The sequence below is a fragment of the Kitasatospora sp. NPDC042419 genome (assembly GCF_056437345.1).
Genome location: NZ_JBWKAW010000044.1, coordinates 22,313 through 45,084, shown reverse-complemented (window position 1 = coordinate 45,084; position 22,772 = coordinate 22,313). Strand labels below are relative to the sequence as shown.

Annotated in this window: 23 protein-coding genes; 16 read left to right on the top strand and 7 right to left on the bottom strand. The window is 72.9% G+C overall.

Features of this window, described 5'->3' with window-relative positions:
• Nucleotides 1–272 precede the first annotated feature (272 nt).
• From AC067J_RS40905 to mobF, 10 genes are all read left to right on the top strand, one after another.
• Complete coding sequence (locus AC067J_RS40905) at nt 273–890, top strand: hypothetical protein (protein ID WP_478307893.1); 618 nt, start codon at nt 273–275, stop codon at nt 888–890.
• The gene (locus tag AC067J_RS40900) at nt 887–1,414 is read left to right on the top strand and encodes an HIT family protein (RefSeq protein ID WP_478307892.1); all 528 of its coding nucleotides are present in this window, start codon (nt 887–889) and stop codon (nt 1,412–1,414) included. Before AC067J_RS40905 ends, AC067J_RS40900 begins: the two co-directional genes overlap by 4 nt.
• On the top strand, nt 1,411–2,358 hold the full coding sequence (locus tag AC067J_RS40895; protein WP_478307891.1) for a nucleoside 2-deoxyribosyltransferase domain-containing protein: 948 nt from the start codon (nt 1,411–1,413) through the stop codon (nt 2,356–2,358). The genes AC067J_RS40900 and AC067J_RS40895 overlap by 4 nt, the downstream gene beginning before the upstream one ends.
• Entirely contained in the window at nt 2,358–2,774 is a 417-nt protein-coding gene (locus AC067J_RS40890; protein WP_478307890.1) for an NUDIX domain-containing protein, read from the top strand. The genes AC067J_RS40895 and AC067J_RS40890 overlap by 1 nt, the downstream gene beginning before the upstream one ends.
• The gene (locus tag AC067J_RS40885; protein ID WP_478307889.1) at nt 2,771–3,331 is read left to right on the top strand and encodes a hypothetical protein; all 561 of its coding nucleotides are present in this window, start codon (nt 2,771–2,773) and stop codon (nt 3,329–3,331) included. The genes AC067J_RS40890 and AC067J_RS40885 overlap by 4 nt, the downstream gene beginning before the upstream one ends.
• 92 nt (nt 3,332–3,423) lie before the next feature.
• Entirely contained in the window at nt 3,424–3,993 is a 570-nt protein-coding gene (locus AC067J_RS40880) for a hypothetical protein (protein ID WP_478307888.1), read from the top strand.
• A gap of 5 nt (nt 3,994–3,998) precedes the next feature.
• Nucleotides 3,999–4,349: a hypothetical protein gene (locus AC067J_RS40875; protein WP_478307887.1), complete on the top strand. Its 351-nt coding sequence runs from the start codon at nt 3,999–4,001 to the stop codon at nt 4,347–4,349.
• Nucleotides 4,350–4,431: 82 nt separating this feature from the next.
• Entirely contained in the window at nt 4,432–4,995 is a 564-nt protein-coding gene (locus AC067J_RS40870) for a Uma2 family endonuclease (RefSeq protein WP_478307886.1), read from the top strand.
• A gap of 265 nt (nt 4,996–5,260) precedes the next feature.
• Nucleotides 5,261–5,725, top strand: coding sequence for a hypothetical protein (locus AC067J_RS40865; protein ID WP_478307885.1), 465 nt, complete (start codon nt 5,261–5,263; stop codon nt 5,723–5,725).
• 337 nt (nt 5,726–6,062) lie between these two features.
• Nucleotides 6,063–10,313, top strand: coding sequence for a MobF family relaxase (gene mobF / locus AC067J_RS40860; RefSeq protein WP_478307884.1), 4,251 nt, complete (start codon nt 6,063–6,065; stop codon nt 10,311–10,313).
• Between the two features lie 170 nt (nt 10,314–10,483).
• Here mobF and AC067J_RS40855 read toward each other — a convergent pair whose 3' ends face one another.
• Nucleotides 10,484–10,789 (bottom strand): hypothetical protein, encoded by a 306-nt coding sequence (locus AC067J_RS40855; RefSeq protein WP_478307883.1) that lies wholly within the window; start codon nt 10,787–10,789, stop codon nt 10,484–10,486.
• 437 nt (nt 10,790–11,226) lie between these two features.
• Between AC067J_RS40855 and AC067J_RS40850 the strand changes: the two genes are divergently transcribed.
• Nucleotides 11,227–11,433 carry a hypothetical protein gene (locus AC067J_RS40850; protein WP_478307882.1) on the top strand — a complete coding sequence of 69 codons (207 nt, stop codon included), beginning with the start codon at nt 11,227–11,229 and terminating at the stop codon, nt 11,431–11,433.
• Between the two features lie 311 nt (nt 11,434–11,744).
• On the opposite strand, the gene AC067J_RS40845 is transcribed toward AC067J_RS40850, so the two are convergent.
• Nucleotides 11,745–12,194 (bottom strand): N-acetyltransferase, encoded by a 450-nt coding sequence (locus AC067J_RS40845; protein WP_478307881.1) that lies wholly within the window; start codon nt 12,192–12,194, stop codon nt 11,745–11,747.
• A gap of 187 nt (nt 12,195–12,381) precedes the next feature.
• Between AC067J_RS40845 and AC067J_RS40840 the strand changes: the two genes are divergently transcribed.
• The gene (locus tag AC067J_RS40840) at nt 12,382–13,359 is read left to right on the top strand and encodes a tyrosine-type recombinase/integrase (RefSeq protein WP_478307880.1); all 978 of its coding nucleotides are present in this window, start codon (nt 12,382–12,384) and stop codon (nt 13,357–13,359) included.
• Nucleotides 13,360–13,408: 49 nt separating this feature from the next.
• On the opposite strand, the gene AC067J_RS40835 is transcribed toward AC067J_RS40840, so the two are convergent.
• Entirely contained in the window at nt 13,409–13,591 is a 183-nt protein-coding gene (locus AC067J_RS40835) for a hypothetical protein (RefSeq protein WP_367517754.1), read from the bottom strand.
• Between the two features lie 109 nt (nt 13,592–13,700).
• On the bottom strand, nt 13,701–14,492 hold the full coding sequence (locus AC067J_RS40830; protein WP_478307879.1) for a replication-relaxation family protein: 792 nt from the start codon (nt 14,490–14,492) through the stop codon (nt 13,701–13,703).
• Between the two features lie 407 nt (nt 14,493–14,899).
• On the opposite strand from AC067J_RS40830, the gene AC067J_RS40825 reads away from it, so the two are divergent.
• Together AC067J_RS40825 and AC067J_RS40820 are read left to right on the top strand one after the other, a co-directional pair.
• Nucleotides 14,900–15,262: a hypothetical protein gene (locus tag AC067J_RS40825; protein WP_478307878.1), complete on the top strand. Its 363-nt coding sequence runs from the start codon at nt 14,900–14,902 to the stop codon at nt 15,260–15,262.
• 403 nt (nt 15,263–15,665) lie between these two features.
• Nucleotides 15,666–16,685 (top strand): hypothetical protein, encoded by a 1,020-nt coding sequence (locus AC067J_RS40820; RefSeq protein WP_478307877.1) that lies wholly within the window; start codon nt 15,666–15,668, stop codon nt 16,683–16,685.
• A 645-nt stretch (nt 16,686–17,330) separates the two neighbouring features.
• Here AC067J_RS40820 and AC067J_RS40815 read toward each other — a convergent pair.
• From AC067J_RS40815 to AC067J_RS40805, 3 genes are all read right to left on the bottom strand, one after another.
• A complete protein-coding gene (locus AC067J_RS40815) occupies nt 17,331–18,854 on the bottom strand; it encodes a hypothetical protein (RefSeq protein ID WP_478307876.1) in 1,524 nt (507 codons plus the stop codon).
• 268 nt (nt 18,855–19,122) lie between these two features.
• Nucleotides 19,123–19,491 carry a hypothetical protein gene (locus tag AC067J_RS40810; protein WP_478307875.1) on the bottom strand — a complete coding sequence of 123 codons (369 nt, stop codon included), beginning with the start codon at nt 19,489–19,491 and terminating at the stop codon, nt 19,123–19,125.
• Nucleotides 19,488–20,339, bottom strand: coding sequence for a ParA family protein (locus AC067J_RS40805; RefSeq protein WP_478307874.1), 852 nt, complete (start codon nt 20,337–20,339; stop codon nt 19,488–19,490). Before AC067J_RS40805 ends, AC067J_RS40810 begins: the two co-directional genes overlap by 4 nt.
• Nucleotides 20,340–20,671: 332 nt before the next feature.
• Here AC067J_RS40805 and AC067J_RS40800 point away from each other — a divergent pair, with 332 nt between their 5' ends.
• The gene (locus AC067J_RS40800) at nt 20,672–21,451 is read left to right on the top strand and encodes a hypothetical protein (RefSeq protein ID WP_478307873.1); all 780 of its coding nucleotides are present in this window, start codon (nt 20,672–20,674) and stop codon (nt 21,449–21,451) included.
• Nucleotides 21,448–22,707, top strand: coding sequence for a hypothetical protein (locus AC067J_RS40795; protein WP_478307872.1), 1,260 nt, complete (start codon nt 21,448–21,450; stop codon nt 22,705–22,707). Before AC067J_RS40800 ends, AC067J_RS40795 begins: the two co-directional genes overlap by 4 nt.
• Nucleotides 22,708–22,772: the final 65 nt, after the last annotated feature.

The following is a 22,772-nucleotide window of genomic DNA, read 5'->3' as shown; positions in this document are numbered from 1 at the left end:
CGGCCGCCGCCGCCGGGGCCCCGCCCTCGCGGCCGCCCGCCGCCTCCCGGCCGCGCTCGCCCACCGCTTCCGGCTCGCCGCGTAGAAGCCCGACCCGGGCGCCCCGCGAGGGCGCCCGGGTCGTCGGCTCCGCTGCGCACCCGGTCTGATCTGCACCCGAAGAAAAAGCATCCTTCAAAGATGCCAACCCCCTAGAAATGCATCCTTCGAGGATGCATTATTGATGTGCGGGGGTCACCCGGCCCCCGCACTCTCCGATCAAGGAGTCCTGCATGTCCGACCGTTCCCGCGCAGTTGAGGGCCTGGCCCTGGTCGCCGCCCTCACCAGCGTCTTCGGTGAGATCCACCCGCTGTGCGACCAGTTCGTGCAGAACAGCCACGACGCGTCGACCAAGGGGATGCACGGCACCCACCGCGTCTACGTCAGCGACGGCTCCACCGTCGAGGCGGACCCGTGGCGGCACGGCAAGGACGGCAAGACCTGCACCGCCAGCGCGTACGGCCGCCGCTCGGTGACCCGCCACGTCGCCAGCTACACCGCCGTGCAGCTCGCCTCCACCCTCGCCGTCACCCGCACCCTGGGCTACCGCGTCCCCGCGGCCGCGCTCCTGACCGGCGCCGCGATCAACGCGATCACCCACGGGATCATCGACCGGCGCGACCCGCTGCTCTGGCTCGCCGAGAAGACCGGCAAGGGCGGCTACATCAAGCACGCCACCGTCGTGCGCAAGGCCGGCGGCGAGGGCACCGAGTACCCGGAGGCCGTGCAGGACGTGTCCGGTCCCGGTACGGCGCTGATGGAGCTGGACCAGGCGGCGCACCGCGCGATCGGCGTCGCCGCCGCGCTGGTCACCACCTGGATCACGCTCCGCAAGGGCGGCCGCCGATGAGCGCCGACTGCACGTTCTGCGCGATCGTGGCGGGCGAGCTCCCGGCGACGGTCGTCCGCGAGTGGGACGACACCGTGGCGATCCTGCCGCGCGGCGGCTGCACCGAGGGCCACGTCCTGGTGATCCCCCGCACGCACGTCGCGGACGCCGGGGTCGACCCCGAGGTGACCGCCCGGACCATGGCCCGCGCCGCCGAGCTGATGGCGGAGCACGAGGACGCGAACATCATCACGTCCAAGGGCTCGGTCGCCACGCAGACCCAGTTCCACCTGCACGTCCACGTGGTGCCCCGGGTCGAGGGCGACGGGCTCGCGCTCCCCTGGACCGGCCAGTCCGACTGGGACCGGCTGGTCGCCGAGCGGGACGCCGCCCTCACCAAGCTCAGCGTGCTGGCCGACCGGGTCGAGGACGCGGGCAGCATGATGGTCACCGGCTACGTCCGCGAGGCCCTGGAGGGCGGCACCGCCCGCTCGGTCGCCGAGTACGTCCGTGCCCAGCAGGAGGCGGGGGTGTTCGACGCATGAGCAGCCACGCGCCCACCGTCGTCTACGCCCGCGAGCCGATCCCGGCCTCCGGCCCGAGCGTCTTCATCGCCGGACCGACCCCGCGCGCCGGCGGCGACGTCCCCTCCTGGCGGCCCGCCGCCATCGAGGAGCTCGCCGCCCGCTGGACCGGCGAGCAGCCGCTGACCGTCCTCACCCCGGAGTCGCGCGGCGGCGTCCGCGCCGAGCACTATGACGACCAGGTCGGCTGGGAGACCGAGGCCCGCGCCGCCGCCGACGCGATCCTGTTCTGGATCCCCCGCGACCTGGAGACGCTCCCCGGCTTCACCACCAACGTGGAGTTCGGGTTGGACGTCCAGAGCGGCAAGGCCGTCCTCGGCGCACCGGCCGACTGCCCCAACCCCGAGCGCAACCGCTACCTCGTCTACGTCGCGAAGCGGCACGGCGTCCCCGTACGGGACACGCTCGCCGACACGGCGGCCGCCGCCCTGGACATCGTCGCCGCGCGCCAGGAGAACCGGCTGTCGGCGGACCGGCAGATCGCCAAGGTGCGGGCCGCGGCCGCCGTCGTCCGCCTCGGCCTGGAGCAGCTGCTCGCCGAGGCCAAGGCCACCGCCGGCCCCGCCGTCCGCGTCGAGATTCTGCGAATCCTTCACCGCGACGACGACCAGGCGGCGGGCGTCCTCGGACCGCTCGGCGACATCGTCACAGCGCTCAGCACCTCGGCGGACACCGTCGACGAGCTGGACGAGGCGGCGGCGTACATCCAGGACTACGCCGGGCAGCGCATCGACCGCGCCGTGGCGACGCTGAGCCGCTCCCTGGTCTGCCAGGTGTGCGGTCAGCAGAAGCCCGACGTCGAGGTGATGGACGACCCGTTCAGCAAGGCCCTGGACCCCGACGAGGACCACGAGCAGATGACCCTCTGCAGCCTGTGCGCCCGCGACCGTTTCGAGGAGAGCTGATGCCCGAGGAGACCCGCTACACCGCCGACGTTGTGATCATGACGCCGGACGGATACCTGCTGCTCATCGAGCGCGACTGGGAGCCGTACGAGGGCGAGTGGGCTCTGCCCGGCGGCCACCGGGACGGGAAGGAGACCAGCCGCATGGCGGCCGCCCGGGAGCTCCAGGAGGAGACCGGGGTGCTGGTGGACCCCGAGCAGCTGCGCGCGATCGGCACCTGGGACCAGCCCGGCCGCGACCCGCGCGGCAGGTACAGCACCGACGCCTACCTCGCCCTCGTTCCCGCCGGCACCCCGATCGTCGCCGGGGACGACGCCCGTACCGTCCGCTGGTGGCCCGTCACCGGCCTCCCGGCGCAGCTCGCGTTCGACCACGCCGAGATCGTGGCCGCCGCCCTGGCGGAGGTGAACCGGTGACCGCCCGCGCGATCCTCACCCCGAAGACCGAGCCGGTCGGCGCCGACGGCTACACGCTGCGCGAGCGGTCGTGGAAGCGCGAGGCCGACAAGCACATCGAGGCGCTCAACGTGCTGCTCGCCGAGCGCGGCGCCCCGATCCGCTTCGGCTTCCCGGCCCCGGTCGCCGTCCCGTTCGACGGACCCGGCCCCGACGAGGCGTACGCCGGGGCGCTGCCCCTGGACGACGAGCTCGCCGACGTCCTGGCGCTGTCCACCGCGCTCCTGCAGGCCGCCCGCACCGGCACCGACGACGTCGCCGAGGAACGCACGCTGCTGCTGCGGCGGGCGGCGCTCACCGACCGGCTCGCCCTGGCGATGCCGTACGACATCACGGCGCAGAGCCGCGCGATCCGCGAGGCGCACATCCTCATGACGTTCGACGTCGTCCACCACACCGGCCGCGGCGACTTCGCCGCCGACTCCATCGAGGCCGACGGCGCCGGCGGACCGCGCGCCTACGTCCGCCAGGAGTACGCGGCCTGGCACACCCCGATCCCCCCGGGCGAAGGCATCTGACTAGTTCGCCCCCGTACGCTCACAGCAGCACGACACAGTGAAGCCCGGGGCCGCACCAATCGGCCCCGGGCTTCACCCATGAAGGGAACCAGATGAGCACCCCGACCACCGACTCCCCCGCCCGGATCCGCCGCATCTACGACCGTTACGCCGGGCTGTACGCGGACAGTCTCGTCACCGACGCCGCCGCGCTTCTGGACGCCTACCTCGCCACCGCCGAGCAGCACGGCCTGGACCGCAAGGCCGCCGACGAGGAGGGCTGGCTCGCCCAGGCCGCCGCCGACGCGGTCTCCAAGCAGCACAGCCGCCCGAAGACCGAGCGCACCGCGTCCGAGCTGAACGAACTGCTGGCCCACCTGCGCACCGCGCTGGCCGCCGAGGGCCTGACGGTCGTCTCCACCCCGGTCCGCATGGGCGTCGCCGTCGCCCCCGTTCCGGGCGGCCCCGTCTGGGGAACGGGCCCCGGCGGCTGGGACGACCCCGGCGGCCTGGCCGTCGCGCTCTACTCGGACAGCGGGTGGCAGCTGTCGACGAACTCCACCCGGTCGACGGTGCACTCCATCTACGCCCCCGTCACCGAGGCCGGCGCCGCCGAGGTCGCCCAGCTCGTGCACGGCGTGCTGCGCGGCGACATCACCGACCCGTTCCGCCGGAACCGGTGACCGCAGTGACCGACACGAACGGCATCGACGCCGCGGCGGCCATCGGCGCGTACTTCGCCGAGCAGACCGCGCAGGCCCGCGCCGAGGCGGAGAAGGCCAACGCCGCGCTCGCCGAGGCGGAGCGGGCGGCCGCGGCCTTCGCCGAACGGCAGGAGCTCCCGCCGGCGGTCGGCGGGATGAAGCAGGGCTGGGAGGTGGCCGGGTGGTTCACCGACCGGTCCTCCCGGATCGCCTCCGACGCCATCGACGGCAAGGCGAGCAGGGAGCAGTACGACCAGGCCAAGGCGGAGCGCGAAGCCGTTCTCGACTGGCTGGACGCCAACGGGTACGAGGTGCCCGGCCCGTACCGCCGCTGACCACGCCGGGCGGTCCCAGGGAAGACAGCGGCCACCGCGCCGGGTCACACTGGAGACCGGCCCGAAGGAGGTGAAAGGAACCGTGAGTGTCGCCTACAGCCACGCCGGACCGTGGACGCTGGACGCCGTCCTGGCGCTGCCCGAGGACACGACTCAGCGCGTCGAGCTGGTCGGGGGGCAGCTGATGATGAGCCCCGCGCCCGGCCTGCCCCACCAGCGCGCATCGCACCGGCTGCACAACCTGCTGGAGCAGGCCGCCGAAGCCGCCGGCGCCGAGGTCGAGGTCTTCGAGGGGATCAACGTCATCGTCCCCGACGGGCTGCTGATCCCGGACCTGGCCATCATCGACGCGGCGGCCGCCGAGGAATCGGGCGTCGCCGTCTCCGCACACGACGTCCTCGCCGTGGTGGAGATCGCCTCCCCGTCGACGCGGGTCACCGACCGCAAGCTCAAGCCGTCGCTGTACGCGGCGGCGGGCATCGAGCACTACTGGCGCATCGAGCTGGAGCCCGCGCCGCGGCTCCTGATCGGACGCCTCCGCAACGGTGCGTACGCCGACCAGCCGCCGCTCCTGGCGGGTGCCGTCGCCCACGTCGCCGAGCCGTTCCCGATCGCGTTCGACCCCGCGTCGCTGGTCCGCAGGTAGGACCGGACAGCACACCCCGAGGCCCTCGCTCCGCCGGATGATCCGGCTGGAGCGGGGGCCTTTTTGCGTTCCGGGCACCGCTGATCCGGCCGGCGATCCGGGCCGCCGCCGGGCACCGGGCCCGCCAGACGGAGCCGGAATCAAGATCGTTGCCCGCCAGGCGGGAGCGGACGAAGTTGCCCGCCCCACGGCCGCCCGGGATGCCGTACGCCGGGGAAGGCTGCGTGATCACGCGCCGCCGACCCGCGCGGAAGGAACCGCCCCGATGTCAGATGCCTACAGCCACCCCGACCCCGACTTCGCCGTCGCCACCCTCGGACGGGCGCTGCGCGAGCTGCTCGCCACGTTCACCCCGGCGGCACCCGAGCACGACGCCGACGGCGGCGAGCACGCCTCCTGGTGGCTCCTGCTGCGGCCCGCCGACGACGACCAGGCCGACGCCCCGCTCCCCATCGTGACGCCCACGGTGACCGTCTCCGTCGACGCCGACGTCACCCGCATCGAGGTCGTCCGGCCGGTCGGCACGGAGGCGTACCGGCTCGATGACGCCGCCGCCGACGTCGTCGTCGAGGGCGCCCCGTACGCGGTGCAGCTGCCCGCCGGAAGCGTCCGGATCCTCACCCGCCTGGTGATGGACCTCTGGCACCAAGAGGACCAGTCGACGGCCGCCCGCGGCGTGTGCCAGCTGTGCGGCCAGGGCCGCGCGCTGTCCATCTGGCGCCCCCGGTGAGCGCCCGCCGGCCTCCGCCGTGCGGCACGCCGTCCGCGCGCCGCACGGCGGCTGCGGCCCTCTATCACACACCCCCTGGACCGCGGTCTGACGACCGCCTTCCCGGTGTCCGATTTCGCCTTGACCGGACCCATTTCCCGCACCGCTGTACCGCGCTTTCAGCGCAGGTCAGCAGTGCAATAGCCAGCTCCCGGAAGACCTCTTTGGTCAACCGCCAATCCGGAGGTACTGTCATGGACCCAAAGATCAACAGCAGAAGTACCAAGGTATGGCTGCGCCATACGTCAAAGGACTTCAAGATCATCAACGCGGGAGGGGGTGAGTAGCGATGGCGTGGGTGACCACATTGGGCCCGGACATGCAGCAGGTGGAGTACCGGCTGACCGGGCAGTGCGGATGCGACCTGGAGCACCAGGAGCAGGAGGTCGAGGAGAGCGACGCGCAGGTCGACTACCGCCTCGGCGAAGCGCGTGATCTGGAGTGGATCGGCGGCGGCCTCGCCGACGTCGGCCTGGTCGCCGGGCAGAGCGTCGACAAGGACCAGGCACGGCTGCTGATGGACGGCCGGCACCCGCTGACCGGCGAGCTGCTCGTGACGCCGAAGGTGGCCGTCGACCCGCGCGGCAAGGTGCAGGCGCGACCGCTCGCCGAGGCGATCGAGGCGGCGGCCGCGACGCGCGGCGTGAGCGTCGAGCAGCTGCTCGGCGACGACGAGAAACTGGTCAAGCGTCTCGCCCGGCTGCAGCGCGGTGTGCACCGCGAGGGCGACCGCCACCGCGTCCCCTTCCGGGCGGCGGAGGACCTCGCCGAGGCGACCGGCATCGACCTCACCGAGCTGTACGGGCGCGGCGGTGTGGCGGAGGCCCGCGAGTACGCCGACGCCCGGATCCGCGTCGGCAACCGCGGCTATGACGTGACGCTGGATCTGTCGAAGACCTACAGCGCCGCCGTGGCGCTCGCGGGCGAGGAGAAGTCCGAGGAACTGCGCGGCGCGTTCCTCGAGGTGGCCCGCGAGACGTTCGGCGCGCTGGAGGGCTGGGCCGCGTACGCGATGGCGGGTGAGCACGGCAACGGCAAGACCGCCGACCGCGTCGACACCTCCGGGTTCCTCGGCTGGATGACTGTGCACTACTCCGCCCGCCCGGTCGGCGGCGAGGTCGGAGACCCGCACCTGCACGTCCACGGCAACCTGGCGAACATGGCGCACGCCGAGGACGGCAAGTGGCGCACCGTCGGGGCCGGCGGCCGCGACATCATGCGCCACGCGCACGCCACCGACGCGATGGTGAAGGCCCGCCTGCGGCAGGTGACCGGCGAGCGGTTCGGGATGCGGTGGGAGCGTCACGCCGAGACCGGCGCGTGGGAGGTCGTCGGCATCGACGAGGACCTGCGCCGCGCGTTCTCCCGCCGCAACACCCAGATCGTCGCGGCGGCCGCCGAGGAGGCGAGCACCGGCGAGCAGAAGCTGATCGCCCGCCAGCTCGCCGAGGGCAAGGACACCACCATCACCCAGGCCGACGTCCGCGCCGCCTGGAGGGAGCGCGCCGAGACGGTCGTCGACGACGTCGACGCGATGATCCGGCGCGCGATCCCCGGCCCCGAAGGACCCGACGGCCCGTCCGTCGCGGGCCCCGGCGGCGGCCCGATCGTGCCCTCCCCCGAGGAGATCGCCGCGTTCATCTGGCGGCGCGAGGGCGGCCTGACCGAGTCCCGGAAGTCCGTCACGCGTGCCGACGTCCTGGCCCACGTGATCGACGCCTGCCCGTTCGGCGTGCCCGACATCGCGGCCGCCGAGGCCCTGACCGACGCGGTGCTCGCCGTCGACGGCGAGGCGGTCGCCCTGCCGACCAAGGGCATGGCGCACCTGACCAACCCCCAGCGCTACACCCACGCCTCGATCCTGGCCGCCGAGCAGACCATCACCGAGACGGCCGCCGACCGGCTCAACGAGGGCGCCGCCCAGCTCACGGTCCGCGCCGGCGAACTCGCCATCGCCGCGTTCGAGGCGCAGCGCACCACCGACCCGAAGCGCCCGTTCGTCATGTCCGCCGAACAGCGCGCCATGACCATGCGGTTCCTCACCGCCGGGCACGGCGTCGACGTGCAGCGCGGCAAGGCGGGCACCGGCAAGACCACCAGCATGACGGCGGCGCGGATGGGCTGGGAGGCCGCTGGCCTTCGCGTCTCGGGAGCTGCCACCGCGGCGGTCGCCGCGTCCAAGCTGCAGGCCGAGTCCGGCATCGCGAGCGCCACGGTGACCACCTGGCTGATGGACATCCGCGACGGCGGCCGCCGCATGGCGAGCACCGACGTCCTGGTCCTCGAAGAGGCCGCGATGATGGACGACCGCGACGTCGCCGAACTGCTCTCGGCGGCCGCCGAGAACGGTGTGAAGGTCGTCATGATCGGCGACTGGGCACAGCTGAAGGCGATCGGCGTCGGCGGCGGCTTCAAGCGCGCCCACGAGATCGTCGGCGGCCTGGAGCTCAGCGAGAACCGTCGGCAGAAGGACGCGGTGGAGCGGGCCGCGCTGGAGGCGTGGCTGGACGGCGGACGGCGTACCGCGCTGTCGATGCTCGCCGAGCACGGACGCGTCCACGCCGTGGCGACACCCGACGACGCGTACGCCGAGATGCTCGGCGCGTGGAAGGACCTCGTCGGCCGCCTGGAGGGCGACGTCCACGACCAGATCGAGGACCTGGTCGTCCTCGCCGCGCGCAACGCCGACGTCGAGGTCCTCAACCTCGGCGCACGCGAGCTGCGCAAGAAGGACGGCGAACTGTCCGGCGGCCACACCTACGCGCTGGTCAACGGCGAGCGCCTGGAGCTCGCCGCCGGCGACGTCATCCGGATCAAGCGCAACGACTACCGCACCCGCCGCGGCGGCGACGTCGACGTCCTCAACGGCTACCGGGGACAGGTCACCTACGCCGCCAAGGGCGGGGTCGCCGTCGAATGGCGCCGCCCCGCCGACGACGGCGGATACGCCATCGAGCGAGCCTGGATCACCGCCGACCAGATCGCCGACGGCACCCTGCAGCACGGCTACGCGATGACCATCGCCGCCGCGCAGGGACTCACCTGCGACTACACCCTGGCCTACGGGGTGGGCGCGTCCGCGAACGACCTGTACCCGGCGATCTCCCGCGACCGGATCGCCACCCACCTATGGCTGCCCGCCGACGTCGTCGAGAGCGAGGAGACCCGTCTCCGTCTCGGCGAGGCCCGCAGCGACCAGGAGCGCCTGGAGCGGACGGTCGCCGCATACGCCGACTCCCTGGAGGGCGACACCGACGACCGGATGGTCTCCGACGAGCTCGCGCCGGCACCCGAGGCCCGGCCCGTCGCGCCCATCCCGCACCAGGTGCAGCCCGAGCACGAACGGGCCGTCGAGGACACCGCCGAACGCCACGGTGAACAGCAGCGTGCCGAGGCGGTCCAGGAGCACCCGGAGCCCGCTCAGAGCGCCGCACAGGCCGTCCCCGGCCCTGCGGAGCCCGACACGGCCACCGAGCGCGCAGCGGACCGCCAGGCCCGTCTGGACGCCGCCCGGGAGCGGCTGCAGGACGGCGACGTCCCGCAGATCACCGGAGAGCAGAAGGCCCGCCTGGAGCAGCTGCTCGCCGCCGGGTTCGCCTCCCGCGCCGAGCCGCAGCAGGAGCAGGAGGAGCGGCCGGAGCCGGAGTTCGAGGTGTGGGACGACCGCAAGTACGGTCACCTGTCCGGTCAGCGCCTCACCTCGCTGATCGCGCAGCACACCGCCGAGGGCAACCGCGCCGAGCGCCTGGCCGCCGACTACACCCGCCAGGCCGCCACCTGGCGCGAGGCCCTGGCCGCGCCCGTCACCCCCGGCCAGGAGCGGGGCCGCGAGGTCGCCACGGTGCTGGACCGTGCCGACGAGCTCGCCGCCCTCGCCGCGACCGAGCGCGCCAACGAGCACCAGGCGCGCGAGTCCGTACGGCACGCCCAGGAGGTCCTGCGCCGGGTTGCCGAGGCCAAGGGCAAGTCCCGCCTGGCGCTGCGGCTGGCCGGCACCAGCCGCAAGGAGACGCTGGAGATCGCCACCGAGTACGACAAGAAGGAGACCGAGGGGTACCGGGAGCTCTACCGGGCCGGACGGGCCGCCGACGACGCCGTACGTCAGGCGTGGGCCGCGATCCGCAGCCCGGAGACGGTCGCCCTGTTCGAGGAGCAGGGCTCCCGCCGGGAAGGCCCGCGCGACGTCGGCGAGCTGCAGAACCGGCTCGCCGCGATGCGCGAACGGCTCCCGGAGATCGAGCGGATCACAGACCGGGGCGTCGCCCGCAAGGCCGACGCCGCCGAGCGCCAGGCCACGGAGCAGCAGGGCAGCGCGCGGAAGCACGCCGCCACGGCGGGCAAGCTGCAGGAGGAGAAGTCGCTGCGCTCGCGCATGGCGACCGAGGCCCCCACCCAGCACGCCACCGAGGCACAGCAGCGCGCCGCGTACATCAAGCAGGCCCGGCAGCAGGCCGCCGAACGGGCCCGCGAGAACACCCGGCAGGCGCAGGAGCAGTACCGGTACCAGCCGCCGACCCAGGACCGCTCCGGTCCCTCCCTCGGACGCTGAACCACCCACCGTCAGCGTCCCGCTGACACCCCTTCGAGTGCCCTCGGACCCGCCCGGTCCGGGGGCACTCCCCTGTGCGCGGCCGCGACCAGGTCCACCGCGACGTCGTCCGCCACGTCCACCGCCAGGTGGTGGACGACTCCTGTCGGCGGAGGTGTCCGCTTCGCAGGTCAGAGTGCGTTTCGCGGCACCGGAAACGGAGGTCCCGCGCGCCAACTACAGGGAGAGATCAGGGTGGAGACGAAGGAGGCGGCGAGTGCGTACAGGGTGCGGGCGGAGCGCAGGCGGCGGAGCCGGGGGACGGGCGAGGCCCGCGGGGACGGCTGGGTGCGCACGAAGGCGGACGAACGGCTCCTGGCGGCTGCGACGCGGTACGGGACGCTGACCCTGCGCCAGGCGGCCACGGCGTTCTGGAACGGCCGGGAGGAGACCGCCCGCGCCCGCGTCCGGCTGATGACCGAGGCCGGGCTGCTCAACCGCTCCGCTGAAGTGCGGTGGGCGGGCACCGTCGTGTGGACCACCGAGCGCGGCGCCCGGGTCGCCGGGGTGGGCCTGGGTGCTCCGCACCCGCCGGGCGAACGGCTGCTGCACCGCCTTGCGCTCGCCGACGTCGGGCTCCGCCAGGAGGCGGCCGGGCACACCGTGCTCACCGAGCGGGAGGTGCGCACCGCCGAAGCTGTCCCCGGGCGGGCGGCGGAGCTCCTGGCGGACCTCGGCGTACCCGGAGTGCACGACGGGGCCGGGGCGAACCCGTGCTCGCCGTACGCGCCGGCGTCCGTGCGGTGCACTGGCCGGACCTGGTCCTGGTGCTGCCCGGCGATGGCATCGGCGCGGTCGAGGGGAGCTCACCCCGAAGGCTCCGAGTGCGCTCCGGCAGGTCCTGCGCGCGTACGGGCACGCCCGCCGCCGGGTCGTGTACCTCGGCACCGAGCCGGTCGTACGACAGCTGCAGGGCCGCCCCGGCCCGGACGGGCGGTGGGCCGACGGCGTCGGCCAGGACGTCGGCCTGCTCCCGCCCGGAGGGCCCGACCCAGGCACCGGACTCCTGAGCGTCCGGCCGTTCACAGCCGGGGACCCCGCCGTCGACCGCCAGGCCGTCCGGCACGCGCAGCGCCGTTGACGGAGTCCCCGGCGGAGTGCCGTGCCTCAACTCGCAGCCCGTCCGGCCCGGCCGCAGCGCGCGTCCGGGCCGGAAACGGCCGACTACGCCGTATCCAGGGGGTGGCAATCCATTGCCACCGTCGTATCCACCCGCAGGATCGCTCTCACAGAAGTCGATCAGGGGCATGCGGGGCGTACGGGGTGGATGAGGGGTGTGGGGAGAAGGGGCGGCAAAGCGGGTACCCCGGGTACCCGGTGCGATCATCGTTCTCCCGTGGGAGACGGCTGTCCGGCCGTCCGGCGGGGCGCTGTCCGGATCGGCCCCGGCGGTCAGGGAGCGTCGGGCCGGCCTTCGAGCCGCGGCCGGGCGAACCCGCCGCCGCGAACGGCGTGCGCACACGCCGAGGCCGCCGGGAAGCCGGTGCCCACCGTGGCGGTCAGGGCCGGGAAGAACCGCTGCCCGTCCTCGAACTGAGGCGTGGTGGTCCACGCGTAGGACTCGAGGCCGCGCATCGCCCGCAGCATCATCCGGGTGCCGAAGCCCTGCCGCTGCCACTCCCCTGTCACCCGGATCTTCATGACGTGGCCGCGGTGGCACTCGGCGCAGGACCGCCAGGTGAGCCGACCGAAGTCGTAGCCGGTGCGGTCGCACACCCGGAGCTGGTGGGGGCCGCCGTCGTTGTTCGGCGCGTAGTACAGCCAGAAGTCCGTGGTGCGCGGCCGCAGGGCCGTCGTGAGCTTCCAGGACCCTTCGGTGAAGCCCGGCGGTGGCACGGTCATGTGATCCCCCTTCGAGCGCGGGTGTCCGCCGCGCCCCTTGATCCTCTCGCCCTCCCTGATCTTCGCCAAGGGCCCCGTGTTGGCGCAGATAACTGTTCTGTTATCTGTACTAGGGTGATCACTGACCAGGGAGAACGCGCCCGTTCTCCGACATGAGCCGGACCTGTTATCTGTGCCAAGGAGAGACGTGCCGACCGTCGTCCCCCTCAAGACCGCCTCCGGAGCGGCGACCGTGCGCACCGCCGCCGACCGCTACCTGGACTCCCTCACCGTGGCGAACACCCGCCGGAGCTACACCACGGCGCTCGGCAAGGTCGTCCCCGAGCTCGGCGAGGGCCGGCCGCTGGCCGCCCTCGCCGACGACGAGATCGGCCAGGCGCTCGAACAGCTCTGGGGCACGGCGGCCGCCAGCACCTGGAACGCCCGACGCGGCGCGGTCGGCGGCTGGCTCGCCTGGTGCCACGACGCGGGCCTGGAGCCGCCGCACATCCCGGCCTGGTGCAAGCGGATGCCCGACCCCGGCTCGGACACCCCGGTCCGCTCCAAGACCGCCATCGACCGCCTGATCGCCCGGCGCGACGTCGGCCTGCGCGAGAAGGTCACCTACCGGATGCTCTACGAGACCGTCGCCCGCGCCGACGAGCTGCTCGGCGTCAACATCGAGGACCTCAACCTCGCCGCCCGCCAGTGCCCGGTGAAGGCCAAGGGCGCCAAGGCCGTCCGCCGCCGGGGCCAGGCCCGCGAGGACTACGCCACGGAGACGGTCTACTGGGACGCCGGCACCGCCCGGCTCCTCCCCCGCCTGATCGGCGACCGCACCCGCGGCCCGCTGCTCGTCACCCACCGCAAGCCCGGCCCCGGCAAGCTCCTCACCCCGCGCGACGTCTGCCCCGACACCGGCCTGGCCCGCCTGTCCTACGGCCAGCTGCGCGCCCTGCTGGACCGGCACACCTGCGTCGGCGGAGAGGAGGGCACCGGCTGGGATCCGCACGAGTTCCGGCACTCCGGCCTGACCCACCTCGGCGAGCAGGGCGTCTCCCTGCTGCTGTTCATGGCGAAGTCGAGGCACAAGTCCGTCAGCGCCGCCCGGAAGTACTTCAAGCCCGGCGCGGCCGCGCTCGCCGAGGTCACCAGCCTGCTGGCCCCCGGCGACAGGCAGCGCTGACGGCGGACACGACGAAGCCCCGGACCCGCGCGGGTCCGGGGCTTCGCTGCTACTGGCCGCCCTGCTCGCCGGGTAACGGGCGGGGGGCGTAGACGGCTTCCTCGGGATGAGTGGTGGTCCGGAGCTTGACCCATGCGGCGTCGTGGTCGATGCCGGTCGTCCGTGAAAGGCGCCTGGCCTGCCACGAGGTGATGGGGGAGAAGATCCAGCGGCGTCGGGTCAGTCGATTCATGCCGCGATGCATACCCTCGCCGTCCGGAGCACGAAGCCCCGGGACCATGACGACCCGGGGCTTCTCTGTGCACGTGTACGCCCGGCTCAACGAGCCGGGCCCGGCCTGGTCACCGGCCGACCGGCTCCGGGTACCGCTCCCGCCGGCGGTCGGGGCTGTCGGTGCCGAGGCGCACCCACTTCTCACGGCGCTGCAGGGCGGGCAGCGTGGTGGCGAACACCGAGACCGCGATGCCGTCGACCGCCTCGGCGAGCGCCTCCAGGCGCCGCTGCAGCAGGTGCTCCTCCTTGCCCGCCAGGACCACGTGCAGCGGCGGGAACTGCTTGCTGCGGGTGTACCGGTAGCGCGACCAGAACGGGAACGTGCCGCCGATGGTGCCGCGGGCTCCCTCCCAGATGCGGTGTCCGGCGTACCGCTCGTAGTCCCAGACTTCGCGGGCGAGCTTGGCCCGCGACATCGTGCCGTTGTCTATCTCGAAGAGGCGGACCTCGAACGTCTTGCCCGGCGCGGCGAGGACGGCGTCGGTGTTGAACGTCAGCCCGGTCTCCTTGATCGCGTGATTGACCTCCACCTGCCAGTCGGTCAGATGCTGGCGGCCGCCGAAGGAGAGGATCGTCTCCGTCACCGCCAGGGCGTGCGGGCCGAACCCGGCACGGACCGCCTTCGCTCCGGTGCCGGCGCGCGGCCGCGCGGGCAGCTCGTTGCCGTCGGCCACGGCCCGCAGCCCCGCCCGGGTCAGATTCCAGATCAGCTCCTTGCCCTGCTTGCCGTTCGTCTCCGCCAGGCCCTGCTCCGCCAGCTTCCGCATCGCCCGGCGTACGTACGAGCGGCCGTCCGCGTCCTCGGCTGTGATGACCCGGGCCATCTGGCGGGCGGTCGCGACGCGCACGCAGGCCAGCATCCGCAACGCGTCTCCCCTGACCCGGGGAGCCGTGGGGGTTGAGGACCTCTGCCCTCCAGACGCAGGAAGGGAAGGGAGAGAGGTGTCAGCGTCGCCACCGACCCCTGGACCAGGGGTGTGGCCTGCGGCGACGGACGCGGCCGCCGAATCCTTCACGGCACCGGATACGGCACTGGAAATCGGGCGGCGCCGCGCCCTTGGATCGTCCCTGGTCCAGGTCCAGATCGCCGTCTGCGCGGTCTCGGGCGCCCGGTGGCCGGTGTCGTCGTACGACATGTCGGCGCTCCTCATCAGCGTGGCGCGGACCTCCGGACAGAGATCCGCTGTCACCTGATACAGGTCTGGATGATCATGCTCGTGTGACACTTCGCGCCGTACTTTTTCCGACCGGCCCCGTTGAGCCGGACATGGAACTCCCCGACCGGGCCGCGCCCGGAGTCGAGACCCTCGCCGGGGCGGCCGCCGACGCGGCCTGTGCGCTGGCCGACGCGGCCGGCCCCGCCGGGTGGAACCTCGCGGCCGCCGAGGACGCGGCGGAGGCCATCGACACTATCGCCGCGGCGCTCTCCGACATCGACCCCGAGGCCGCCCGGCTCCTGGCGGCGATTCCCGCCGCGACGAAGGCCCTGCTGCGCCACTTCGGGCAGGAGCAGGAGGCGGCTGTCACCGAGCCCGCAACCGCCGCCCGGCCCTCTCCGCTCCCGAAGCCGCGCCGACGCGGTCTCGGGCCCGGATGGCAGGGCGTCGCGGCTACGTCAGCGAAACGCTGACGTGCGGTGCGCTACCGAGAAAAGTAGCTCAATTGAAGAGCCGAATGGGTATCTTGCACGTCTTCTGTAAGGCGATCTGTGCAGCTCAGTTGAATACGTCGCGTATCAGCGATCAATTCCGCTAGCGGAAATGAACGCGGCAAGAGTACGTGAACAGCTCTCTTATTCGATCTCCTTGACGTCCCGGCGGGAAGCGATGGGGAGATCTCCCGTCCTGCCCGGTGCCCAGCCGCTACCTTGAGAGTCGGCCGCCACACGTCGGCCCGACTCCGAGCCGCAGCCCGCCCACGCAGGGAGCGGCAACGAGGACAAGGGGCTCCGCTTCACGTGCCGCATCGGCCCGCTGTCCGTGGTCTTCCACGGCGGGAGATGCGTGGGATCTCCCGCCTGTCTGGAGACGACTGTGACCACCGACAAGCAGTTCAAGCGCGCGGCCCGGGAGCTCGCCGAACGGGACGGGATCTCGTACACCGCAGCCCGCCGACGCCTCGCCGCCGACCCCGAGACCGCTGTCAGCGCTTCGCTGACGACCGCTCCGGCGGCCGCCGAGGACGACCAGGAGCCGACTCCCCCACGCCTCTACCCGATCGCCCGCGCCGTGTGTGCGACCGACTGCGACGGCACACCGCACCCGGGCGCGCTGTGCCACCCGTGGCGGCCGGAGGACTCCAAGCACGTCCGGTACGAGGTGCGGCGGGCGGCGCAGCTGCCGAACGGCCGGGCCGGGGAGCTCTGCCACCGGTTCGAGCCGCCGGCGCCGGGCTATCCGAGCGGGTCCTTCTTCGCGCGCGAGGCCACGTGGCTGCTGGGCCTGGTCTACGCGATGCTCACCGACCAGCGCCCCGAGCTCCGTCCCGGCCGGGCAGAACTGCGGGCGGCCGTCGAGGCGGACGACCAGGCCGCGGTCGACGCGGTGATGGAACCGCTGGACCGCGCGGCGGCCCGGCTGCTGACGAAGGTGCCGGAGCGGTGGTGGGGCCAGGTGAAGCCGCAGCTGCAGGAGTACGCCGACTCCGTTGACACCGACGAGCGGGAACCCCTGACGTGGCAAGAGGCCGACGACCGGCACACGGTCGGCCGCCTGGTCGACCAGTGGCGCCGGGCGTGGACGGAGAGCCGGAACTACAACGGCTACATGGAGGCGCCCGGCGTGCTGTGGCTCGCCCCGAAGGGGTGGCTGGACGACCTCCTGGTCGAGCAGCACGGCGGCCACGGTGACGGCGCCCGGGTCCGCCTCACCGACGGGCGTCCCGCCATCGTGTATGCGGCGGAGTGGGGCGAGACCGGGGCGCCGGTCGCCTACCGCATCCGCGAACTCGAACCCGGCCGCCACGGCAACATCGGGAAACTCGTGCCGTCGCTCACCAGCGACGAGCTCGTGACCCGCGACCAGGTCGCGGGAGAACTCAACGACGTGGCGTAGCCCGGTGGCCGCTGGGGGCCTTCGCCGGCCCCCAGACCCCCGCTGCCCCGGCATTCCGCAGCGCGAACCGGTATCGCCGGGGCGGGCCGCCGCGCGCGCTGCGAAACACCGGGGTTGTGTTCCCGCTGGCCCGCCCCCGGTCCGGCGACGCGCGAAGAGTAGCTTCGCGGACAACTTGCTCGGACACTCCCGACCTCCACCTTGCTGCCCGCGCAGGCACCTCTCGGAAAACTCCGGCGGAAACTCCAGGGTGTAAAACCACCTATAAACCAGGGTGTTTCCAGCGTGTGACAAGCCGCTCTCCGCACCCCCGTCCTGACCTGCGGGAACCTGCCTGACGAATCAATCCCACCCACGCTCATCGTCCCTCAAAGCGTGGGTGGGATTGATTCGTCAGGCAGGAGGTCAGGACGGGGGTGCGGAGAGCTGGAGTTGTGTTCAGAGAAAAGCAGAGTGGGGGTCAGAGTTTGATGGATGGAGGGAAATGGGGGTGGGGTAGGGAAGGGGGGAGCCGGTGCCCAGGAGAAACCCGGAACACCGGCTGGAAGTGCGGTCGAGGAAGCGGTCTGGTGGGGGTGCGGGGCGGACGGCGGATACAGCGGGCGCCGGGGCCGGCTCCATGGTGCAGGCCCCGGCGAGCCGCGATCAGGCGGTCAGGCCGTCAACTCCGGTGACATCCTCGCCGGGCTCCAGGTACTCCTGCAGCGCCCGGTCCCGCCACCGCTTCGCGCCCTCCGTGTAGTGCGCATCGCGCCGGTTGGTGGCCATGTGCGCCCGGGTCAGGTCGATGACCCAGTCGTCGACCTGGTGGTGCTTCTCCAAGGCGTCCAGCGCCTTGCGCAGCCGCAGCCGTTCGTCTCCCTCGGCGGCCAGTCGCTTCTCGTTGAGGGCGTCCATGATGCAGATCTGCCCGACGAGCAGGAAGTCCCGGTACTCCTGCCCGCCCTTCTCCAGCCGGGCCGCGGCCTGCTCTGCGGTGAGCGCACCACGGCTGCGGGCGGCGAGCGCGGCCGCCAGGTCGACGGCGTCCTGGCGGCGCTTCTCGTCGTAGCGGGCGGTCCCCTCGGCGTACGACTCGTCAGGGTGGCGGTCCATCAGGACCCGGCCCTCCTGCGTCGTCCAGTCGTGGGCATCGGCGCGCGGGAAGTGCGGGCCCCAGGTCTCCGCCCACGCGTACGGGCCGCCGGTGCCGACCCGCAGCAGGTCGGCGGCGATCCCGGCCGGGCTGCGGCCGCCGACGAACCAGGCGAGCGTCGTCCAGCCGTCGGTCTCGGACCAGACCCGCAGGTCGTACGTCGGGGGGTGCTTCTCCCCCTTGAACCAGGCCGGTTCCGGGGTCGGCTCGGTGGAGGCCGGGCGGCCCTTGGGCCAGGCGTTGAACGGCAGGCGCGGCACCACGGGCCGGTCAGGGTCGGCGTCGACCTGGTGGACGCGGGAGGGCAGGGTGCCAAGGTCGGTGGTGGAGTGCTGCCAGACCTCGGCGCGCAGGTCGCCGCAGTCCCCGCCGGCCGGACGGGACGGGTTGCTCAGCCGGTGGGCGACCAGGGCGTCGGCCAGGAGGACGGCCTGGTCGAGGTGGCCGCACCAGGCCCGCGTCCACCAGCTCGGCGCACCGCCCGTGTGGTCCTCGCCCACGATCCCGTCCGGCACGTAGTAGATCCGCACCTCGTACGGCAGGTCCGGGCTGGGGCACACCGGATCGAGGGCGTGGGGGAAGGTGCCGGGCTGTTCCACCGACCAGCCGTTGTGGACGTAGCGCCAGAACGGCTGGTCGTTCGAGCACCAGACCACCGGCCACAGGGCGGCGACGTCCACCTGCCCGTCGTCCAGGCGGTGCGGCACGGGCACCCGGGTGCCCTTGGCCACCACCCCGACGTCGTTGCGGACCTCGCGGATGACAACGCCGTCGGCGGCGGGCTCGGCGACGCCCCACCGCACGCCGTTGTCCCGCTGGACCATCGAGTGGCGGGCGCCCTCATCCCAGATCACCGTCACGGGCACGACGCCGTGCTCGGCGACGACGGCGGACAGCGCGGAGACCACCAGGTCGTCCCAGTCCGGGGCGGCGGGGTCGGGCGAGGCGGCGCGGAGGGCTTCGGTGTACTTCGCGCCCTCGCGGGCGGCGGCGCGGGCCCTCTTGGCCGCGGTGCTCTGCTTCTTCGGCGACATGCGTACTCCAGACCCAGCGGTCTCCCACGCTTCCGCCGGCCATGTGTACGTCGGGGCCGATCCAGGACAGAGCAGTGCTTGAACTCGCGGGCCCCGAGAGACCTTGACCGACGACGTCCCGGGCGGCGTGGGCGCCGGGACAGCGGTGCACGGCAGTACGCGTCTAGCCGTACGGAAACGGTAGCGCCCCACGCTGACAGGGCGCCAGGAAACGGTGAGCGGCCCCGTGGACAGTTCCACGGGGCCGCTCACGAGGGGGAAGGGAGGGTCAGGACGCTTCGGTCTGCTCCTCCTGGTCCGCCTTGCTCTTGGGGACCTTGGGGAGCTTCCCGGACCGCCGCAGGTAGGCGGCGTAGTGGGCGATCGCGACGTCGGTGACGTCCTGCGGGCCCATGCCGGTCTCCTCGCCGATCTCGGTGACCAGGTCGTCGGTCTCCAGCAGGACGCGCACGTTCATCATCACGCGGGTCGGGCCGGGTTTGCGGCCGCGCCGGCGCTCCGGGCGACCGAGCTGCTTACGGCTGTTCGGCGTGACGGCCGCGGCACGCCTCTTCGGTGCCTTCGCGTCGTCGCCGACGTTGATGTCCTCGTCGTCGTCCGGCAGCTGCGGGTTCTCAGCGGTACGGGTGCGCGTCACGGGAGCGGGATCTCCTTCAGGAAGGTCTGGCCGAGCAGTTCGTAGGTGGCGCGGATCTCGGAGGCCCGGTCGCCCTTGAACTCCTCGAGGGAGACGGAGTTGGTGTTGGCGGTCGCCAGGGACTCGATGTACTTCACCGTCGGGGCCCACACCAGCGGGCCGAAGATGTCGTGGATCGAGTCGCGCTGCTCGCGCTGGCGGACGGTGTCCTGGAACTTGTTGAGGATCACGCCGCGGATCTGCAGGTCCGGGTTGCTCAGGTGGGTGGCCGCCTTCTTCTCGATGAGGTTGCGTGCGCGGATCGCGCCCTCGATGGCGTAGACGTCCGCGTCGGTCACGATCACCGCGTCGTCCGAGGCCGCAAGAGCGAGCTGAGTGAGGTGCAGCAGGCTGGGCGGGCAGTCGATCAGCACGTAGTCGAACTCGCTGTCGGCGCCTTCCAGGGCCTGCCGCAGCCGGAGCCAGGCGCCGCCGATCCCGGCCTCCGACATCCGGTTCTCCAGCGGCAGCCGCGCGGGCGCGATCTGGATCCGCTCGGCATAGCTGCACTTCCAGCCGATCGGCTGGAAGACCTGGCGAGCGCATCCCAGAGCCTCGTTGGGGTCCGTGTTGGCCTTGATGGCCTGGCTGATCGTCGGCTGTTTCAGCTCCGGGTCGTACCGCCAGCCGAGCATCCCGGAGCTGTTGCCCTGGGGGTCCATGTCGATGACGAGTACCCGCTTGCCCGCCTTCGCCAGGGCCTCGGCGAGTCGGGCGGTGGTGCCGGATTTCCCGACGCCCCCCTTGTTGTTCAGCAGGGCGATGCGGCGGGCGATGCGACGAGCATCTGCCGCAGGGCGAGCCATCATCAGTAGTCCTCCAATCCGCTCGCCCGACTCGTGCAGGCCAGCTCATAGGCTCGATGCCGGGGCGGCAGCAAGGCCGACCCGGCGTCCGGCTCGCACCGGAGAGCTCGCGCGACAGCGAGCGTTACCGGTCATCATGACGGCTCTCTCCGTCTGTCGCTGACAGGCTTGACAAACGGATATCTGAGCCGCTCAGCCGCAGTGCCTGGCATTTCCGCTAGCGGTATGGCGAGCGGATTGAGTCGCCTTTTCGGTGTCTGGTTCAGATCGCACACCCGCTAGCACTGTCAGCGGAATGCTGACGTTTCGAGAGTGTCAGTGGAATGCTGACGCCCATGGCGAAGGACTATGCGAAGCACCACGAGACCAAGCGGGCCGCCGAGAAGCTCCTGACGGAGCGCTACGGCAACGAGGACGACGCCCGGTACGGCGGTTCGCTGCCCCCGGAGAAGGCGATCACCTCCGTCCTGGTGGCCCTCAGCGACTACCTGCCGCCGGGCCAGGAGCCGCGCGAGGTGCCGGCGGAGGACGTCCTCGCCGCCCTCTCGCACGTGGACGACGCGCGCACCCGCCTGGACAACCAGGAGCTGCGGCTCATCCGGGCCGCCCGCGCCCGCGGGGCGTCCTGGCAGAAGGTCGCCGACGCGCTGGGGCTGGGCACCCGGCAGTCCGCCGAGACCCGGGCCCTGCGTCTGGAGCGCGGCGCGCAGACCTACCGCGGCCGCGACGTCGCCTCCCAGCGCCTGGACAAGGCCCGCGACCGGTTCGAGCAGGCGTGGTGCGAGGAGAACGCCGAGCGGCTCCGGGAGGTCGCCGGGCGGTTCTACGACACCTCCGGCGCGTGGGACCTGCAGAACCTGAACGACATCGACATCCGGGGCACCGTGCACGGGATCGGGGAGCTGCTGGCCACCGACGGGAACCCGGTGAGGCTGGCCAGCCTCATGGCGAGCGTGCGGTTCCACCTCGCCCCGTACGACGCGAAGGCACCGAAGCCGACCGGCAAGCGGGCCGCCGACGCCGCGCAGGCCCTGACCGACCTCGTGGCGCTGAACACCGAGCAGTCGATGGCCCGCAGCCGGATCACCTCCGCACGCGCCGAGGCGACGTCGTGAGCGCCCAGGAGACGGTCGTCGACGTCGTCGACAGCAGGCTGACCGGCGCCGAGCTGTTCGCCGCGGCGGCCGCCGAGGTGACGTCCTGGCCGTCGGTATCCGCCTCCCGGGCCCGCCAGGTGAAGTGGGTGGCGAACGAGTACACCCGCGCCCTGGCCCACGCCGAGCACCCGCTCGCCGACAGCGCCGGCGTACGGAAGGTGTTCACCGCCGAACCCGTCGACGTCTACCTGCGCCTGGCCCGCACCGGGAAGCTCCGCGTGCGTACGGCCGCCGACCCGGCCAAGGGCTCCGACCACTCCGAGCAGATCCGCCTGGAGGTCCTCAAGCTCCTGGTCACCGCGTGCGGAGCCGAGGACTTCGCCGAGCTCCCGCCGCAGCCGGACCCGCCGCGCAAGGCGCCCGTCGCCAAGCGGCCCCGCTCCCTGCTGCGCTCCCAGCTCACCGAGCTCGCCGACTCCCCCGACGCGACCACCAGCCAGCTGCGGATGCTCGCGGTGGGCGCGGTCGTCTCCGACACCGGAATCCGGGCGGGCGAGATGTGCGCCCGCACGATCGAGGACCTCTCCCCGACGCTGGAGGAGCTGCGGGTGGTGCGCCGGCCGCAGGGCTGGAGCGAGGCGGAGGCGTTCACCGAGCTGCTCGCCCTGTCCGGCCTGGCGAGGGCGGCCCTCAAGCGGTGGCTGCCGGAGCGGCTGCGGCTCCTGCAGCGGGTCGGTGGCACCGCGACCGCGCTGTGGGTCTCCCTGCACGGCAACCACCAGGACGGCCAGCCGGTCCCGGCCGGGACGCCGCTGATGCCCCGCGGCCTGGCCCGCGCCTGGACCCGCGCGGTCGTCGACACGAACATCGAGATGACCGGCCAGCCCTCCTGGGAGCCGCTGCCCACGCGCATGGAGCAGCTGCGCCGGGGCGTGAAGCCGACCGCCGTACGGGCGCCGATAGTGCCGGACGCCGAGAAGGCCGCCGTGCTCCTGGACGACGTCGCCGCCCGCGGCCGCGCCCTCGCCGAGCTCCGCCGGGCGGGCGAGGAGAACTCCACCGCCGAGCTGCAGGCCCGCATCGCCGTGCGCCAGACGGTGCGCGACGCGTGGGCGGAGGGCATCGAGCACACGGTGCAGCTGTCCACCCTCGCCGACGCGGGACTGCCCGACACGGCCTCGCTCGCGGCCGCCGGCTGGGAGCCGGTGCTGCTCGCCGCGATCGACCGGGGCCAGGGCTGGGGCCGCCCCTCGAAGGCGGCCGCCGCCGTGTGAGCCCGTACGGAACGGCAACGGCGCCCCCGGAGGACACGATCCTCCGGGGGCGCCGCCGTATCCGC

Bases quoted from the DNA above. Each gene is read 5' to 3' on its own strand.
- AC067J_RS40905 (WP_478307893.1), top strand. From the start codon at position 273: ATGTCCGACCGTTCCCGCGCAGTTGAGGGCCTGGCCCTGGTCGCCGCC.
- AC067J_RS40900 (WP_478307892.1), top strand. From the start codon at position 887: ATGAGCGCCGACTGCACGTTCTGCGCGATCGTGGCGGGCGAGCTCCCG.
- AC067J_RS40895 (WP_478307891.1), top strand. From the start codon at position 1,411: ATGAGCAGCCACGCGCCCACCGTCGTCTACGCCCGCGAGCCGATCCCG.
- AC067J_RS40890 (WP_478307890.1), top strand. From the start codon at position 2,358: ATGCCCGAGGAGACCCGCTACACCGCCGACGTTGTGATCATGACGCCG.
- AC067J_RS40880 (WP_478307888.1), top strand. From the start codon at position 3,424: ATGAGCACCCCGACCACCGACTCCCCCGCCCGGATCCGCCGCATCTAC.
- AC067J_RS40865 (WP_478307885.1), top strand. From the start codon at position 5,261: ATGTCAGATGCCTACAGCCACCCCGACCCCGACTTCGCCGTCGCCACC.
- AC067J_RS40845 (WP_478307881.1), bottom strand. From the start codon at position 12,194: ATGACCGTGCCACCGCCGGGCTTCACCGAAGGGTCCTGGAAGCTCACG.
- AC067J_RS40835 (WP_367517754.1), bottom strand. From the start codon at position 13,591: ATGAATCGACTGACCCGACGCCGCTGGATCTTCTCCCCCATCACCTCG.
- AC067J_RS40830 (WP_478307879.1), bottom strand. From the start codon at position 14,492: ATGCTGGCCTGCGTGCGCGTCGCGACCGCCCGCCAGATGGCCCGGGTC.
- AC067J_RS40825 (WP_478307878.1), top strand. From the start codon at position 14,900: ATGGAACTCCCCGACCGGGCCGCGCCCGGAGTCGAGACCCTCGCCGGG.
- AC067J_RS40815 (WP_478307876.1), bottom strand. From the start codon at position 18,854: ATGTCGCCGAAGAAGCAGAGCACCGCGGCCAAGAGGGCCCGCGCCGCC.
- AC067J_RS40805 (WP_478307874.1), bottom strand. From the start codon at position 20,339: ATGATGGCTCGCCCTGCGGCAGATGCTCGTCGCATCGCCCGCCGCATC.
- AC067J_RS40800 (WP_478307873.1), top strand. From the start codon at position 20,672: ATGGCGAAGGACTATGCGAAGCACCACGAGACCAAGCGGGCCGCCGAG.